Below are 14,405 nucleotides of genomic sequence, written 5' to 3'. Positions count from 1 at the left end.
CGGATCCGTACGACATGACTCTGTGGCTCAGCGTAATCACGGGGTGTGACAGTGGCGGCATGCGCTGGGGTGTCGGTGGGCGGGTGCCCGGGAAGATCGTGTGGTGCGAGTTCCGCCCCTGAAATGGATCAGCTGGAGGGGTGTCGCTGTGTGGGGAAGTCCACAAAGGGGACAAAGGATCTTTTCTGCCTGACACCCTGCTGTCCTCGTCCTCGTACATACGCGCTCGGCACCACCCGCGACCCGGGAGATATCGACGCACAACCCGGGAAGCAGTCGATCCGTGACCGCTCTGGCTCGGTGGTGTCTCAGGCGCCGCCTCGTGGTGATCGTCCTCTGGTTCGCCGCCTTTGCGGGGGTCGCCGTCGCGGCCGGGGTGACCGGAGCCGCGTACTCCAACGACTACGCGATGCCCGGGACCGAATCCGGGCAGGCGAGCGCCCTGATGGCCAAGGCCTTTCCGGGCCGGTCCGGGGACGTCAACACCATCGTGTGGCACACGGAGCACGGAACGGTGCGCTCCGGCGCGGTCGAGACGACCATGCGGCGCACGCTGACGGAGGTCGCCGAGCTGCCCGGCGTCTCCGAGGTGCGCGGACCGTATGACCACGAGGCGCGGGGTGGCGACCATGCGCGGGGCGGCGACGGCGCGGACGGCGGGCGGCAGATCAGCGCGGACGGGCGTACCGCCTACGCCTCCCTCGTCTTCGACCGGGAGACCGACGACCTGGACGTACGGCAGGTCCGGAAGGCCGTGGACACCGCGAGGGCCGCGTCCGGTGACGGCCTCCAGGTCGAACTGGGCGGCGCCGGGATCGCGCTGACCGAGGCGCCGCGCGCCCAGCTGGCGGAGCTGATCGGGCTCGGCGCGGCGGCCGTGGTGCTCTTCCTCGCCTTCGGGTCGCTCGCCGCGACCTTCCTGCCGATCGTCACCGCGGTGGCCGCCGTCGGCACCGCCTCGGCCGGTATCACCCTGCTCAGCCACACCATCCTGGTCGCCGACTTCGCGCCGATGCTCGGCATGCTGATCGGCCTCGGCGTGGGCATCGACTATGCGCTGTTCATCGTCACCCGGCACCGCAACGGCCTCCGGGCGGGCCTGTCGGTCCAGGAGGCCGCCGAGCGCGCGGTGGCGGTATCCGGGCGCGCGGTCGTCTTCGCCGGGGCCACCGTCTGTATCGCGCTGCTCGGCATGCTGATCCTCCGGCTGAACTTCCTCAACGGGGTCGCCCTCGCCGCCTCGCTCACCGTCGTCCTGACCGTGGCGGCCTCGGTCACCCTGCTGCCGGCGCTGCTCGGGATGATCGGGACGCGGGCGCTGGGCCGCCGTGAGCGGCGCAGGCTCGCCGAGCACGGACCGCGGCCCGAGCGGCCCGCCGGTATCGCCGCCCGGTGGTCGGGCTTCGTCGAGCGGCACCCCAGACTGCTGGGCGTGACGGCAGCGGCCGTGATGCTCGTCCTCGCCCTGCCGACGTTCGGTCTGCACCTGGGCACCTCCGACCAGGGCAGCAATCCGGCCGCCTCGACCACCCGCAAGGCGTACGACCTGCTGGCCGGAGAGGGAGGCAAGGGCGGCGCGGGATCCCACTCCGGAGACGTGCAGGGGTCCGGACAGGGGTCAGGGCAGGGGGCCGGCCGGGAGTCCGGGCAGGGGTCCGGGCAGAGGTCCGGCTTCGGCCCCGGGTTCAACGGTCCGCTGACCCTGGTCGGCGCCCTCGACGGCCCGGGGGACCGGAGCGCCTTCGACGAGCTGCCGCGGCGGCTGCGGACGGTGCCCGGCGTCGCCCAGGTCAGCGGCCCCGAATTCGACGGCGGCCGCGGCACCGGGGTGATCACCGTCGTACCGGACAGCTCCCCGCAGTCCCAGCAGACCTCCGACCTCGTACAACGGCTGCGTACGGACGTCCTGCCGGCGGCCGCCGACGGGACCACGATGCGGGTGCGGGTCGGCGGTGTCACCGCGAGCTATGACGACTTCGCGGCCGTCATCGTCGGCAAGCTGCCGCTCTTCATCGGCGTGGTCATCGCGCTCGGCTCGCTCCTGCTGCTGCTCGCCTTCCGCAGCATCGGCATACCCCTCAAGGCCGCGCTGATGAACATCGCGGCCGTCGCCTCGTCCTTCGGGATCGTGGTCGCGATCTTCCAGTGGGGGTGGGGCAGCGAGCTGCTGGGCCTGGGCAGCGCCGGCCCGATAGAACCGTTCCTGCCGGTCATCATGGTGTCGGTGCTCTTCGGGCTGTCCATGGATTACCAGGTGTTCCTGGTCTCGCGGATGTACGAGGAGTGGCGGCTGACCCGGGACAACTGCCGGGCGGTACGGGTCGGGCTCGCCGAGACCAGCCGCGTCATCAACTCGGCGGCGGTCATCATGATCGCGGTGTTCGCCGCCTTCATCCTCAGCGGCGACCGGATCATCGCGATGTTCGGCATCGGCCTGGCCTCCGCCGTCGCCCTGGACGCCTTCGTCCTCCGTACGCTGCTGGTCCCGGCTCTGATGCACCTGCTGGGCGGTGCCAACTGGTGGCTGCCCTCCTGGCTGGACCGCCGGCTGCCCCGGATCAGCATCGAACCGCCGCCGGAGACGGGCGGCGCGACGCCGGGGCAGGTGCCGGGCCCGGGCCCGGGGCCGGACGATGCCGCGCCGGATGCGGGCGGGGAACGGCCGCTGGTACGCGTATAGGGCGTATGGCCTGGTACGTGTATAGGGCGTATGGGGCGTACAGGGCCTGTCCCGGGCAGGCTGTCCCCGTGCGTGCCATATGCCACATGAGTCGCCCGGGATGTCGCCGTTCTCATCTGGTTCTCAGAAGCGGCGCCTACGGTCGCGCCCATGGGTACGACCAGGACGAGCGAGAAGCGAACCGACGACGAGACCGTGCCGGCCCAGGCCGCCGCCACGGAGGAAGAGAAGAGCGCGAAGGCGGCGGACAAGGCCGCGGCGGCGACGGAGAAGGAAGCCGCAGCTGAGCAGGCTGCCGGGCAGGACGCCAAGAGCGGCACCGAGAGCGAGAGCGAGAGCGGTACCGGGAACGGTATGGAGAAGGGCGCGGAGGACGGTGACGAGAGCGGCGAGGACGCCGCCGTCTCCGAGCGCCGCTCCGGGGCCGGGATCTTCGGCGGCGCCGGTGCCGTCGTCGCCGCGGGGCTCGGCCTCGCGTCCGTCACCGGCACCTACGTCGGCCGGCTGATGGGCGAGCGGCAGACGCTCATGGGCCAGATCAAGCTCCAGTCGGGGAAGGCCACCGACCAGATCGCCGCCATGTACGGCACCCCCTGGCACACCACCGCCCTCGTCAACGGCGTCTTCGCGCTGCTCGCGGTGCTGGCCGCCGCCGTGGTGCTGGCCTGGCCGCGGGCCACCTGGGTGCGGGCCGTCGCCTGGGGCGGGCTGGTGCTCGGAGTGCTGGGCCTGCTGGTCTCCGCGGGCATGTACTTCGATCTGTTCGCGAGCATGCCGGCCATCCCTAAGGGCATCGGAGGCGGCGCCTAAGGCACATGAGGGCATCCGAGGTGCGTACGGGCGGGCGAACAGGCGGGCAAACGGGCGGATATCCGGCGGAGTAGGCGAGCACGCCGCCGTGCTTCTCCGGAACCGCCCGTGCTTCCTAAGCACCGCCTGTGCTTTCTAAGCACCGCCCGTACGTAAAGATCGGGAACTCTCCCGATGTGGCCGGCCCCCTGGGTGACGAGGCTTGAACCCGACAACAAGCCCACGTCATCGGGGCCATGAGCCCACGTCATCAGGGGAGAGCCGCTGTGTTCCACTCCGAGTTGGAGATGCTCGTCCATTACGAGGAGCTGCGCCGCGAGGCCGACGAGCAGCGCCTGGTGCGCGAGGCGACCGAGGCCCTGCGCGCCGCCGCTGTCAGCCCCTTGTGCGATGCTCGGCAGCGTGGAGACCAGGTCCGTCAGTCCCGTGTTCGTCGGCCGCGCCGCGGAGCTCGCCGCGCTGGGTGAGGCGCTCGCCGCGATCGCGGCGTCCGGTGGGCCCCAGGCCCTGCTCATCGGCGGCGAGGCCGGGGTCGGCAAGACCCGCCTCATCGAGGAGTTCGGCGAGGCCGCTCGCGCGAGGGGCGCGCTGGTCGCGCTCGGCGGCTGCATCGAGATCGGCTCCGAGGGCCTGCCCTTCGCCCCGTTCTCCGCGATCCTGCACACCCTCAACTGGCGTCTGCGCGACGAGCTCGCCGCCGCCGTCGCCGGCCAGGAGGGCGAACTCTCCCGCATCCTGCCCGAACTGGGCGAAACGCCCGTCGAAGCGCATGACGAGGAGATCGGCCGGGCCCGCCTCTTCGAGCTGACCGCCCGCCTCCTGGAGCGGCTCGCCGCCGACCGTACCCTCGTCATCGTCGTCGAGGACCTCCACTGGGCCGACCGCTCCACCCGTGAACTGCTCGCCTACCTCCTGCGCGCCCTGCACGACGCCAACGTCCTGCTCGTGGCGACGTACCGCTCCGACGACATCCACCGCCGCCACCCGCTGCGGCCCTTCCTCGCCGAGATCGACCGGATGCGCACGGTCCGGAGGATCGAGCTGGCCCGCTTCACGCGCGAAGAGGTCCGCTCCCAACTGGCCGGGATCAACGGCAGCGAGCCCGAAGAGGGCACCGTCGACCGGGTCTTCCAACGGTCCGAGGGCAACGCCTTCTTCGTCGAGGAGCTGGCCCGCGGCCTCGCCGACGGCTGTCTGCACGGCGGCCTCAGCGACCCGCTGCGCGATCTGCTGCTGGTGCGCGTCGAGGCGCTGCCCGAGGACGCTCAACGGGTGGTGCGGACGGCCTCGCAGGGCGGCTCCACCGTCGAACACGAACTCCTCTCCGCCGTCTGCGGGATGCCCGAGGACGACCTCATCGCGGCGCTGCGGGCCGCCGTCGGCAGCAACACCCTCCTGCCCACCCAGGACGGTACGGGCTACCGCTTCCGGCACGCCCTGGTGCGTGAGGCGGTCGTCGACGACCTGCTCCCCGGCGAGCGCACCCGCCTCAACCGGCGCTTCGCCGAGGCGCTGGAGGCCGATCCTTTGCTGGTCCGCGCCGACGCCTGCGCCGCCCGGCTGGCCAGCTACTGGTACAAGGCCCATGACGCGGCCAAGGCGCTGCCCGCGGTGCTCGCCGCATCGGTCCAGGCCCGTCGGCGGCATGCGTACGCCGAGCAACTGCGGCTGCTGGACCGCGCGCTGGAGGTGTGGGACGACGCGCCCCCGGAGGTCCGCCAGAGCGTGCGCCCGGCCGACTACGCGGAGAGCTACCCGGCCTGCGGCTGTGACGACGACGCCCTCCGCTTCCTCGACCTGCTCGCCGAGATCGCGGTGGCCGCCCGGCTGTCCGGCGACAGCGAGCGGGCCTTCCAGATCACCAGGCGCGCCCTGCGGTTCCTGCGCCAGGAGAACGACCCCCTGCGCACCGCCTGGTTCCTGGTCCAGCGCTCCCGGCTCTGCCAGCGCACCGGTCGCGGCGACGGCTGGGAGGACCTCGGCAGGGCCCAGGAGCTGATGCGCGGTCTGCCGCCGTCCTCCGTGCACGCCGAGGTGATGACCGCCGTCGCCACCTGGGCGGTGCGGCACGAACCGGGTCCGGACACCTACGTCACCGCCGAACGGGCCGTGGAACTGGCCAGGTTGGTGGGCGACGCGGAGGCCGAGCTGAACTCCCGGCTGACCCTCGCGGGGCTGCGGATCGACTCCGGTGCGGTCGACGAGGGCCTGGCCGACCTCCGCGAGGCCGTCGACCGGGCCGTCGAGCACGGCTACTTCGCCGTCATCGGGCGCGGGCACGTCAACCTTCCGCACTACCTGGAGGGCGTCGGCCGCTCACGTGAAGCCGTTGCCGTCACCGGGCAGGGCCTCGAACTCACCACCCATTACGGCCTCAAGAACGATGCCAGCTGGGTGATGGCCAACCGCTCCGAATCCCTCCAGTCACTCGGCCGCTGGGAGGAGGCGGGCCGGGCCGCCGCCGACTGCCGGCGGCTCGCCCAGAGCGCCCGGTCACTCGCCCTGGCGGCCAGCCGCCTCACCGACCTCGCCCTGGACACCGGCGACCTCGCCGCCGCCGAGCGCGAACTGGCCGTCGCCCGGGAGCACTACGGCACCCACGACCCCCAGCCGCAGCAGGCCCTTCCGCTCGCCCGGCACGCTCTGCGGATCGCCGCCCGCCAGGGCCGGATCCTCGACGCCCGGGCGATCCTGGGCCAGGTCCTGGACACCGGCTTCCCGCCCGGCACCCAGCGCTACGCCTGGCCGCTGCTGTGGTGGGCCACCGCTGCCGAGTCCGACGCCCGCGGGCTCCCGGCCGCCGGGCCGGGCCGGGCCGCGGTCCTCGTCCGCGTCCGGGAGGCGGCGAAGAAGCTGCCCCGGCTCTCCCCGGTGTGGGAGGCGTACGGCCGCGCGGTCGACGCGGAACTCCGCCGTGCGGAGGGGCGCGAGAGCCCCGATCGCTGGGCCGAGACGGTCGCCGCCTTCGAGTCGCTGGAGCGCCCCTACGAGCTCGCCCGGGCCTGCTACCGCTGGGCCGAATCGCTGCTCCACGGCGGCGAACGGGGTGACCGGGGCGAACGGCCCGCCGCCGGGCTGAACGGCCGCACCCCGCGCGAGGCCGCCGTACTGCTGCTCACCCGGGCGCACACCGCCGCCGCGGAGATGGGTGCCCGGCCGCTCGCCGACGAACTCACCCAGCTCGCCCAGCGGGCCCGTATTCCCCTGCCCGGCCTGATAACGGGCGGGGCCGCCGGGGGCGGTTCACCCTCAGGCACAGGCACAGGCACAGGCACAGGCACAGGCACAGGCACAGGCACAGGCACAGGCACGGGCACAGGCATCGGCGCCGGAACCGGCCCTGGCCCGGGCACCGACTACCCGGCCGTCGAATCCCTCGGCCTGACCCCGCGCGAACGGGATGTGCTGCGCCTGGTCGCCGAGGGCCGCAGCAACCGCCAGATAGCCGATGCCCTGTTCATCTCGCCGAAGACCGCCAGCGTCCACGTCTCCAACATCCTCGCCAAACTGGGCGTCTCCGGCCGTGGCGAGGCCGGTGCCCTGGCCCACCGCCTCCGCCTCTTCGACGAGCCGGCTTCCGGCCAGGGCTGATATCCGTCGGCCCGGGGCTGATATCCCTGGATCCCTGGGCCGGGGCTGATACCCGTAGGCGCTACGGCGCCCCCGGACCCTCCCGCCGGGGTGCCTTGATGACGACGGCTCCCGAGGAGAGGTCTATCGGACCCTTGGCGGGGTCGCCGTTGCCTATGTCGTCGACGACCAGCGTCATCTTCTGCCGTTCCTCGTCGGTGTGCTTACGGCCCGGCGCGAACAGCTCTTCCACGATGTTGAACACGGTGCCTTGCCCCCTCGTCGGTATGACGTGCACCCGTCCCCTGGCATACGAGTGTAGGCAGGTACGGGCAGGAGCGGCGAAAAGGGACCAGAGGGACCAGGCGGATGAGCCGGAGCAGAGGGATCAGGTCACCTGGAGGCGGAGAATCCGGTCGTCGCCCGGGTGCGGCCGGCCCCGGCCGTCCGTGTTGCCGGTGACCAGCCACAGCCCGCCGTCGTCGGTCGCCACGATGGTCCGCAGCCGTCCGTAGGTGCCCTTCAGGAAGGCCTGCGGCGCCGCCACCGGCTTCGTCCCGTTCAGCGGGATCCGCCACAGCCGCTCGCCGCGCAGCGACGCCATCCACACCGAGCCTTTGGCGTACGCGATACCGCTGGGCGAGGCGTCCGCGGTCCGCCACTGCTCGACCGGGTCGACGAATCCGGAGCGGCCCCGGCCGTCCCCGGCCTTGCCTTCGACCTCGGGCCAGCCGTAGTTCCGGCCCGGCTCGATGAGGTTGAGCTCGTCCCAGGTGTCCTGCCCGAACTCCGAGGCCCACAGCCGGTGATCGCGGTCCCAGGCCAGCCCCTGCACATTGCGGTGCCCGTAGTCGTACACCACCGAATCGGCCTCGGGGTTGCCATGTGTGGGCTCGCCGTCCGGCGTCATCCGCAGGATCTTGCCGCCCAGTGAGGACTTGTCCTGCGAGTGGCCGGGGTCCCCGGCCTCGCCGGTGCCGGCGTAGAGCATCTTGTCCGGGCCGAAGGCGATCCGGCCGCCGTTGTGGATCTGGCCCTTGGGGATGCCGCGCAGGATCGTGTGGGGCGCGCCGAGCTGGTCCCCCGGGGGCCGCTTCTCGTCGTAGTTCATCCGGGCGATGCGGTTGTCGGACGCGGTGGTGAAGTACGCGTACACCTGGTGATCCGCGCCGAAGGACGAGGAAACCGCGATCCCCAGGAGTCCGCCCTCGCCGGCCGGGGCCACACCTGGTACCGAGCCCAGCTCGGTGGTCTTCCCGCTGTCCGCCGCGACCCGGACGATCTTCCCGGTGTCACGGGAGGAAACCAGCAGATCACCGCCCGGCAGGGCCGCCACGCCCCACGGCGACTTCAGGCCGGTGGCCAGGGTCCTGACCACTTTCACCGAGCCCTTGGCGGGTGGCGCGGGGGACGGCGGCGTGGCGTTCGGCGGGCCGGCGGCGACCGGGGCGCCGGGGCTCTTCGGCGGGGCGGCGGATACCCCGTCACCCGGCTGCTGCCGCCCGCCGCCCGCCGAACAGCCCGCCGCCAGCAGCAGCGAAGCGACGACGGCCAACACGGCGGTCTGGGAACGGCGTTGCACGGCGGGATCCTCTCGTCTTCCGGGCTCGTGCGTCCCGCGTCTTCCGGGCTGGGACCAGAAGACCACATCGGGAGGCGCGGCGCCGGGAAATCGTCCTCGGCCGCGTGATGATTCGCCAGGTGACGACCTGCCGACTGACAGGCCGTCACATTCATGGTCACCAGGAGCGGCGAGGACTACCAGGACTGGCGGGCCGGCGGCAGCGACGCGATCTCGGCCAGGTCCTCGTCGGTGAGCCGCAGCCCCGCCGCCTTGGCGTTCTGGGCGGCCCAGCGCTCCTTCTTGGTGCCCGGTACGGGGACGACGTGCCGGCCCTGGGCCAGCACCCACGCCAGTGCCACTTGCCCCGGCGTCGCGCCGTGCCGGGCACCGACCCGGCGCAGCCCCGCCACCACCGGCTGGTTCGCGGCCATCATCTCGGCGGTGAAGCGCGGATGGCGGGCCCGGAGGTCCTCCGGTTCGAAGCCCTGGCCGGGGGTGAGGGTGCCGGTCAGGAAGCCGTTGCCCAGCGGCATCGCCGCCAGGAAGCCGACACCGCGGGACTCGCACCACGGGAGCAGCGCCTCCAGCGCCTCCGGCGACCACACCGACAGCTCGGCCTGCACACTGCTGACGGGGAACACCTGCTGGATACGCTCCAGTTGGGCCAGCGTCCCATCGTGGGTGCGGGGGAGCGGGCCGGCCCCGGTCCGCCGTCCCGCGGGGGCGGTGCGGGGCGCGCGTACCCGGCGGGCGGCCCGGGCGCCCACCGCGCACAGGCCCAGCGACCGCACCTTCCCGGCCGCCACCAGATCCGCCATCGCTCCCCAGGTCTCCTCGATGGGCACTTCCGGATCGGCCCGGTGGAGCTGGTAGAGGTCGATGTGGTCGGTCTGCAGGCGTCGCAGCGAGGCGTCGCAGGCCCGCTTGACGTAGCCGGGCCGCCCGTTGGCGACGATGTGCCGCTCCCGTCCCGGGCTCTGCGGGTGCGGGGGAACCCCCACCAGCAGTCCGCACTTGGTCGAGACGAACGCCTCCGCCCGCCGCTCCCTGAGCACCCGCCCCACCAGCAGCTCATTGGTGAACGGCCCGTACATGTCAGCGGTGTCCAGCAGGCTGCAGCCCCGGTCCAGCGCGGTGTGCACGGCCCGCAGCGACGCCTCCCCGCTGCGCTGTGACTCGGTGTACCCCCAGCTCATCGGCATACAGCCGAGCCCGATGGCGCCCACTTCGAGGGCCGCCGCACCGATCGTCCTGCGCTCCACCTGGTTGTGCCTCCGTCCCCTCGCCCCCGATCAAGGGCCAGGGCGCTCCTGACGGATCTCCGTGGAAGCGCCCTGCACCAAACTAACGTCTGAACAGAACACTCCTTCGCCTAGCCTCGGGGCATGACCACCACAGACCAGCGCGGCGGCGAGGCGAACCACGTGAGCGACGTGAACGACGTGAGCGAGGCGGAGGGCGTACCGGGTGACGCGGGCGATGTCTGGCTTCCGATTCCGCCCGATGAGATCGACGGGCTGCCCGGCGGCCTGCGCTACGTCCACTGGGACGCCGGCCCCGACTACCCGGCCGACCCGGCCCGGTGCGTCTTCTACGCCGTGCCGTACATGAAGGGCACGGAGGCCTCGTTGCGTCCGCTGTCCCGGATGAGCCGGGTCCGGGTGGTGCAGACCCTCACCGCCGGCGTGGACGACATGCTGCCGGGGCTGTCGCGGATGCCGTCCGGTGCCCGGCTGTGCAACGCCCGCGGGCTGCACGACGCCAGCACCGCCGAGCTCGCGCTCACCCTGATCCTGGCGTCGCTGCGGGACATCCCCGGGTTCGTACGGAGCCAGGACGCGGGGGAGTGGCGGCCCGGTGTCCGTCCGGCGCTCGCTGACAAGTCGGTGCTCATTGTGGGCTATGGTTCGATCGGCAGTGCCATCGAAGACCGGCTCACCGCCTTCGAGTGTGCGCGGGTGGTGCGCGTCGCTCGCACCGCGCGTGACGCAGTGCGCGGTCCTGTGCACCCAATCTCCGAACTGTCCGCCCTCCTGCCCGAGGCGGATGTCGTCGTCCTCGCCACTCCGCTCACCGAAGAGACCCGTGACCTGGTCGGACGCGATTTCCTGGCGCGGATGAAGGAGGGCGCACTGCTGGTGAACGTCGCGCGCGGTGCGGTGGTCGACACCGCGGCGCTACTGGCCGAACTGGAGTCGGGGCGCTTGCGCGCAGCGCTCGATGTCACCGATCCGGAACCCCTCCCCGCCGGGCATCCGCTGTGGCACGCTCCCGGCGTGCTCATCACTCCACACGTCGGTGGCCCCAGCTCTGCCTTTCTGCCTCGTGCGAAGCGGCTGCTGCGGGACCAGTTGACGCTTTTCGCGGCCGGTGAACCCCTCCGAAACGTGGTCGCCACCGCCGAACAAGCCGGTTGCGGATAGCGCTACGAGGCCGTACGACTGCGGGGGGTGTTCAAAAAACGCCCCCCATCACGCTCCGTAGAGGCCCTATATCCCTGAGTGACGGAACTGGTGTATCGTCCACGGGCGGGGCGGCGTCCAGCGAAAACGGCGCTGTGTGAACGATCCGGAACGCAAGGGGGGGCGACGGGCGATGTACTGCCGATGGATGATCCGCGAGATGCGTGATCCACGGGCGCCCGCAGGGACGCGGCTGCGGCGGGACCGCCGGGCGTACCGCTCGCGACGGAACCCGGCACGGGACACCGGGAGAGTACGGTGAGCGCCCCCGGGGCGATGCTCTCCAGCAGGCCGCCGAAGCCGGCCGGCGGTCCGTCGAGCGCGGTGCCACAGATCGCCCTCGCGGTGGTGTGCGGCGGCTATGCCGTCGGTGCCGCCCTCGGCTGGGGCTCTCAGCGGATCTCGCTGTTCATGGGGGACTTCGGCCTCAGCGTCGCGGCGTTCGTGGCGGCGGTGTCCTGCGGTCTGTACGCGCGCCGGCACCACGGCCGGTTCCGTCCGGCCTGGATGCTGTTCGCCGTCTCCTCCGGGATGGCCGGTCTCGGCAACGGCGTATGGGGCTGGTACGAGGTCATCCAGGGCGTGGCCGTGCCCAGCCCCTCGCCGGCGGACTTCTGCTTCCTGCTGTTCGCGCCGCCGGCCATCGTGGGCCTGCTGGTGCTCGCCAAGCGGCCGGTGAGCAGGGCCGGTTGGGTCTGCCTCGGCCTGGACTCCTGGCTGATCGCCGGGTCGCTGCTCACTCTCTCATGGAGCCTGGCGCTCGCGCACACCGCCCACTTCCAGGGCCGCAGCGTGGCGCAGAGCGCGCTGTCGCTGGCCTATCCGCTGCTGGACATCGTCCTGGTGAGCATGGTGCTCGCACTGCACCTGCGGCGCTCCTCCGTGCACCGCTCCGCCATCAACACCGCGGTCGCCGCACTGGCGTTGACGGTCCTGTGCGATGCCCTGTTCAGTTCGCCACTGCTGCGCGAGCACTACCGCTCCGGCCAGATCCTGGACGCGGGGTGGTTCGCCGGCTCGATACTGCTGGCGTACGCACCCTGGGTCGCCCGCCGCGCGGGCGAGGAGGAGCCGGCGGAGACCGGACCGGCCGTCCGCCGTCCGCAGCCGCACGGCAGCCGCCCCATCGCCGGTTCGCTCGCCGCGCTCACCCCGTATCTGGCCGCCGCCGTGTGCACTCTGGGCATCCTCACCAACGTCCTGGGCGGGCGGCGGATCGACCGCGTGGTGCTCTTCACCGGCTGCACGGTCGTCCTCGCACTGGTCGTCCGCCAGGGCATCATGCTGCTCGACAACATCACCCTCACCCAGGAACTGGCGCAGAAGGAGAACCACTTCCGCTCCCTGGTGCAGGGCTCCAGCGACGTCATCATGATCGCCGCGCCGTCCGGTGTGCTGCGCTACGTCAGCCCGGCCGCCGCCGGTGTCTACGGGCGGGACGCCGAGGAACTGGTCGGCTCCGAACTGGCGTCGCTGATCCACCCCGAGGACCTGGGGCGGGTCGTCCACGAGGTCCGCCGGTTCCTCGCCGCCGACCCGCAGGACGAGCCGACCACCCGTATCGAGTGCCGCTTCCGCGCCGGTGCGCGGCGCTCCGGCGGCGGGGGCACCTCCCGCTCCCGCGAAGCCGGGAGCGGGGGAGGCTGGCTGAACGTCGAATCCACCGTCAACCGCCACCACGGCGGCCTGATCTTCAACTCCCGCGACGTCACCGAGCGGGTCCGGCTGCAGGCCCAGCTCCAGCACAACGCCTCCCATGACGCGCTCACCGACCTGCCCAACCGCGCCCTGTTCACCGAACGGGTCACCAAGGCCGTCACGGGCCGCCGGGCCAGCGACCACGACACCGCCGTGCTCTATATCGACCTCGACGGGTTCAAGCAGGTCAACGACACCATCGGCCATCAGGCCGGTGACGAACTGCTGGTGCAGGCCGCCCGCAGGCTGGGCGACTCGGTGCGCTCCGGCGACATAGCGGCGCGGCTGGGCGGCGACGAGTTCGCCGCGCTGATCACCGGCGACGGCACCCGCGACCGCGCGGCCCGGGAGTTCCGCGTCTGCGAGATCGCCGACCGGCTGCGCATCAGGCTCTCCGAGCCGTACCGCATCGACGGCCGGGACGTCCGGGTGGCGGCCAGTATCGGCGTCGCCTTCGCCGAGCCCGGTGTGAGCCCCGCCGGTCTGCTGCGCAACGCCGACCTCGCGATGTACCGCGCCAAGCAGGCCGGCAAGGGCCGGGTGGAGCTGTACGCCCCGCAGATGCAGGACGAGGTGGCGCACCGCGCCGAGCTCGCCACCAAGCTGCGGACGGCCCTGAAGGACGGCGAATTCGCGCTGCTGCACCAGCCGGTCGTGGAACTGGCCAGTGGACGGGTCACCGCGGTCGCGGCGCACGCCCGCTGGCGCTCCGCCCAGGGCATACTCTTCACGCCCTCCGAGTTCCTGCGGGTGGGCGACCGCGGCCGGTTCAGCGACGCCGGGGACCGCGCCGCGGAGCTGGAGCGCTGGCAGCTGGAGGAGGCCGTGGAGCAGGCCGCCGCGCGGCACCGCGCCGGCCATCAGGTCCCGGTCGCGGTCCGGCTCTCCGCCCGTCGGCTGCTGGACCGCGCACTGTCCCCCAAGGGCATCGAATCGCTGCTCACCCGGCACGGACTGCCCTCGCGCGGACTCGTCCTGGAACTGTCCGAAAGCGACCCCCGGCTCCCGCTGGACGACCTGGAGCGCCGGCTGGCAGCGCTGCGCCGGCTCGGCGTACGGATCGCCCTGGACGGGTTCGGCAGCGGATGCGCCTCCATGGGCGCACTGCGCCGGCTGCCCATCGATGTCCTGCGGCTGGACCGCGGACTGGTCGACGGGGTGGTGGAGTCCGCACGGCTGCACAAGATCACCGCCGGGCTGCTGCGCATCGCCGGAGATCTGGGCATGCAGTCCGTCGCGGACGGGGTCGATCTGCCCGAGCAGGTGCTCGCGCTGCGTGCCATGGGCTGCACCCACGCCATGGGGACGGCGTTCTCCGGTCCGCTCGACGAACACCGGCTGCGCCGGACCCTGTCACACAGCGGCTATCCGGTCTCTGACCTGGCAGGACAGGGCCGGGCCGTGGTGCTCAGCGGCAGTGGCCTGCCCGTCCGGCACGGCGGTCTGGCGGGCCCGGACGCGCTGGTCCATCCGCCATTGCGCTCAAATAGTGAGACCTCCGTCCCACCCACTTGACACTCGGTGCACGACGGGGGGAGGGTCAGTGCCATGCGCACCCGAATTCTCGTACTTGGAAAGCGCGTCGGCTGAAGCTGGGCCCCGAAGAAACCCAGCTGACCGC

8 protein-coding genes are annotated in these 14,405 nt (G+C 72.2%); 5 read left to right on the top strand and 3 right to left on the bottom strand.

Going from position 1 to position 14,405, the window contains the following annotated elements; all coding sequences use genetic code 11:
- Positions 1 to 283: 283 nt before the first annotated feature.
- The 3 genes from ACFY12_RS00995 to ACFY12_RS00985 all read left to right on the top strand — a co-directional run bounded on the left by ACFY12_RS00995 (position 284) and on the right by ACFY12_RS00985 (position 7,081).
- The gene (locus tag ACFY12_RS00995; RefSeq protein ID WP_390713566.1) at positions 284 to 2,680 is read left to right on the top strand and encodes an MMPL family transporter; all 2,397 of its coding nucleotides are present in this window, start codon (positions 284 to 286) and stop codon (positions 2,678 to 2,680) included.
- A 150-nt stretch (positions 2,681 to 2,830) separates the two neighbouring features.
- The gene (locus tag ACFY12_RS00990; protein WP_390713565.1) at positions 2,831 to 3,490 is read left to right on the top strand and encodes a hypothetical protein; all 660 of its coding nucleotides are present in this window, start codon (positions 2,831 to 2,833) and stop codon (positions 3,488 to 3,490) included.
- Between the two features lie 390 nt (positions 3,491 to 3,880).
- Positions 3,881 to 7,081: an AAA family ATPase gene (locus ACFY12_RS00985; protein WP_390713564.1), complete on the top strand. Its 3,201-nt coding sequence runs from the start codon at positions 3,881 to 3,883 to the stop codon at positions 7,079 to 7,081.
- Between the two features lie 61 nt (positions 7,082 to 7,142).
- Here the strand turns inward: ACFY12_RS00985 and ACFY12_RS00980 are convergent, their stop codons facing one another.
- The 3 genes from ACFY12_RS00980 to ACFY12_RS00970 all read right to left on the bottom strand — a co-directional run bounded on the left by ACFY12_RS00980 (position 7,143) and on the right by ACFY12_RS00970 (position 9,886).
- The gene (locus ACFY12_RS00980; protein ID WP_390713563.1) at positions 7,143 to 7,325 is read right to left on the bottom strand and encodes a DUF6191 domain-containing protein; all 183 of its coding nucleotides are present in this window, start codon (positions 7,323 to 7,325) and stop codon (positions 7,143 to 7,145) included.
- 123 nt (positions 7,326 to 7,448) lie between these two features.
- Positions 7,449 to 8,642 carry a PQQ-dependent sugar dehydrogenase gene (locus tag ACFY12_RS00975; protein WP_390713562.1) on the bottom strand — a complete coding sequence of 398 codons (1,194 nt, stop codon included), beginning with the start codon at positions 8,640 to 8,642 and terminating at the stop codon, positions 7,449 to 7,451.
- A gap of 176 nt (positions 8,643 to 8,818) precedes the next feature.
- Positions 8,819 to 9,886 carry an aldo/keto reductase gene (locus ACFY12_RS00970; protein ID WP_390713561.1) on the bottom strand — a complete coding sequence of 356 codons (1,068 nt, stop codon included), beginning with the start codon at positions 9,884 to 9,886 and terminating at the stop codon, positions 8,819 to 8,821.
- Positions 9,887 to 10,009: 123 nt separating this feature from the next.
- Between ACFY12_RS00970 and ACFY12_RS00965 the strand changes: the two genes are divergently transcribed.
- Positions 10,010 to 11,047 carry a 2-hydroxyacid dehydrogenase gene (locus ACFY12_RS00965; protein ID WP_390713560.1) on the top strand — a complete coding sequence of 346 codons (1,038 nt, stop codon included), beginning with the start codon at positions 10,010 to 10,012 and terminating at the stop codon, positions 11,045 to 11,047.
- A gap of 297 nt (positions 11,048 to 11,344) precedes the next feature.
- Positions 11,345 to 14,299, top strand: coding sequence for a putative bifunctional diguanylate cyclase/phosphodiesterase (locus ACFY12_RS00960; protein WP_390713559.1), 2,955 nt, complete (start codon positions 11,345 to 11,347; stop codon positions 14,297 to 14,299).
- Positions 14,300 to 14,405: the final 106 nt, after the last annotated feature.

It is taken from the genome of Streptomyces sp. NPDC001339 (genome assembly GCF_042895955.1).
Lineage (GTDB): Bacteria > Actinomycetota > Actinomycetes > Streptomycetales > Streptomycetaceae > Streptomyces.
The sequence above is the reverse complement of the archived record's forward strand: the minus strand, read 5'-3'. Positions and strand labels throughout refer to the sequence as shown.

What these genes read in the sequence shown, in the direction of transcription:
- ACFY12_RS00985 (WP_390713564.1), top strand. Translation starts at nt 3,881, where the DNA reads ATGCTCGGCAGCGTGGAGACCAGGTCCGTCAGTCCCGTGTTCGTCGGC.
- ACFY12_RS00965 (WP_390713560.1), top strand. Translation starts at nt 10,010, where the DNA reads ATGACCACCACAGACCAGCGCGGCGGCGAGGCGAACCACGTGAGCGAC.
- ACFY12_RS00990 (WP_390713565.1), top strand. Translation starts at nt 2,831, where the DNA reads ATGGGTACGACCAGGACGAGCGAGAAGCGAACCGACGACGAGACCGTG.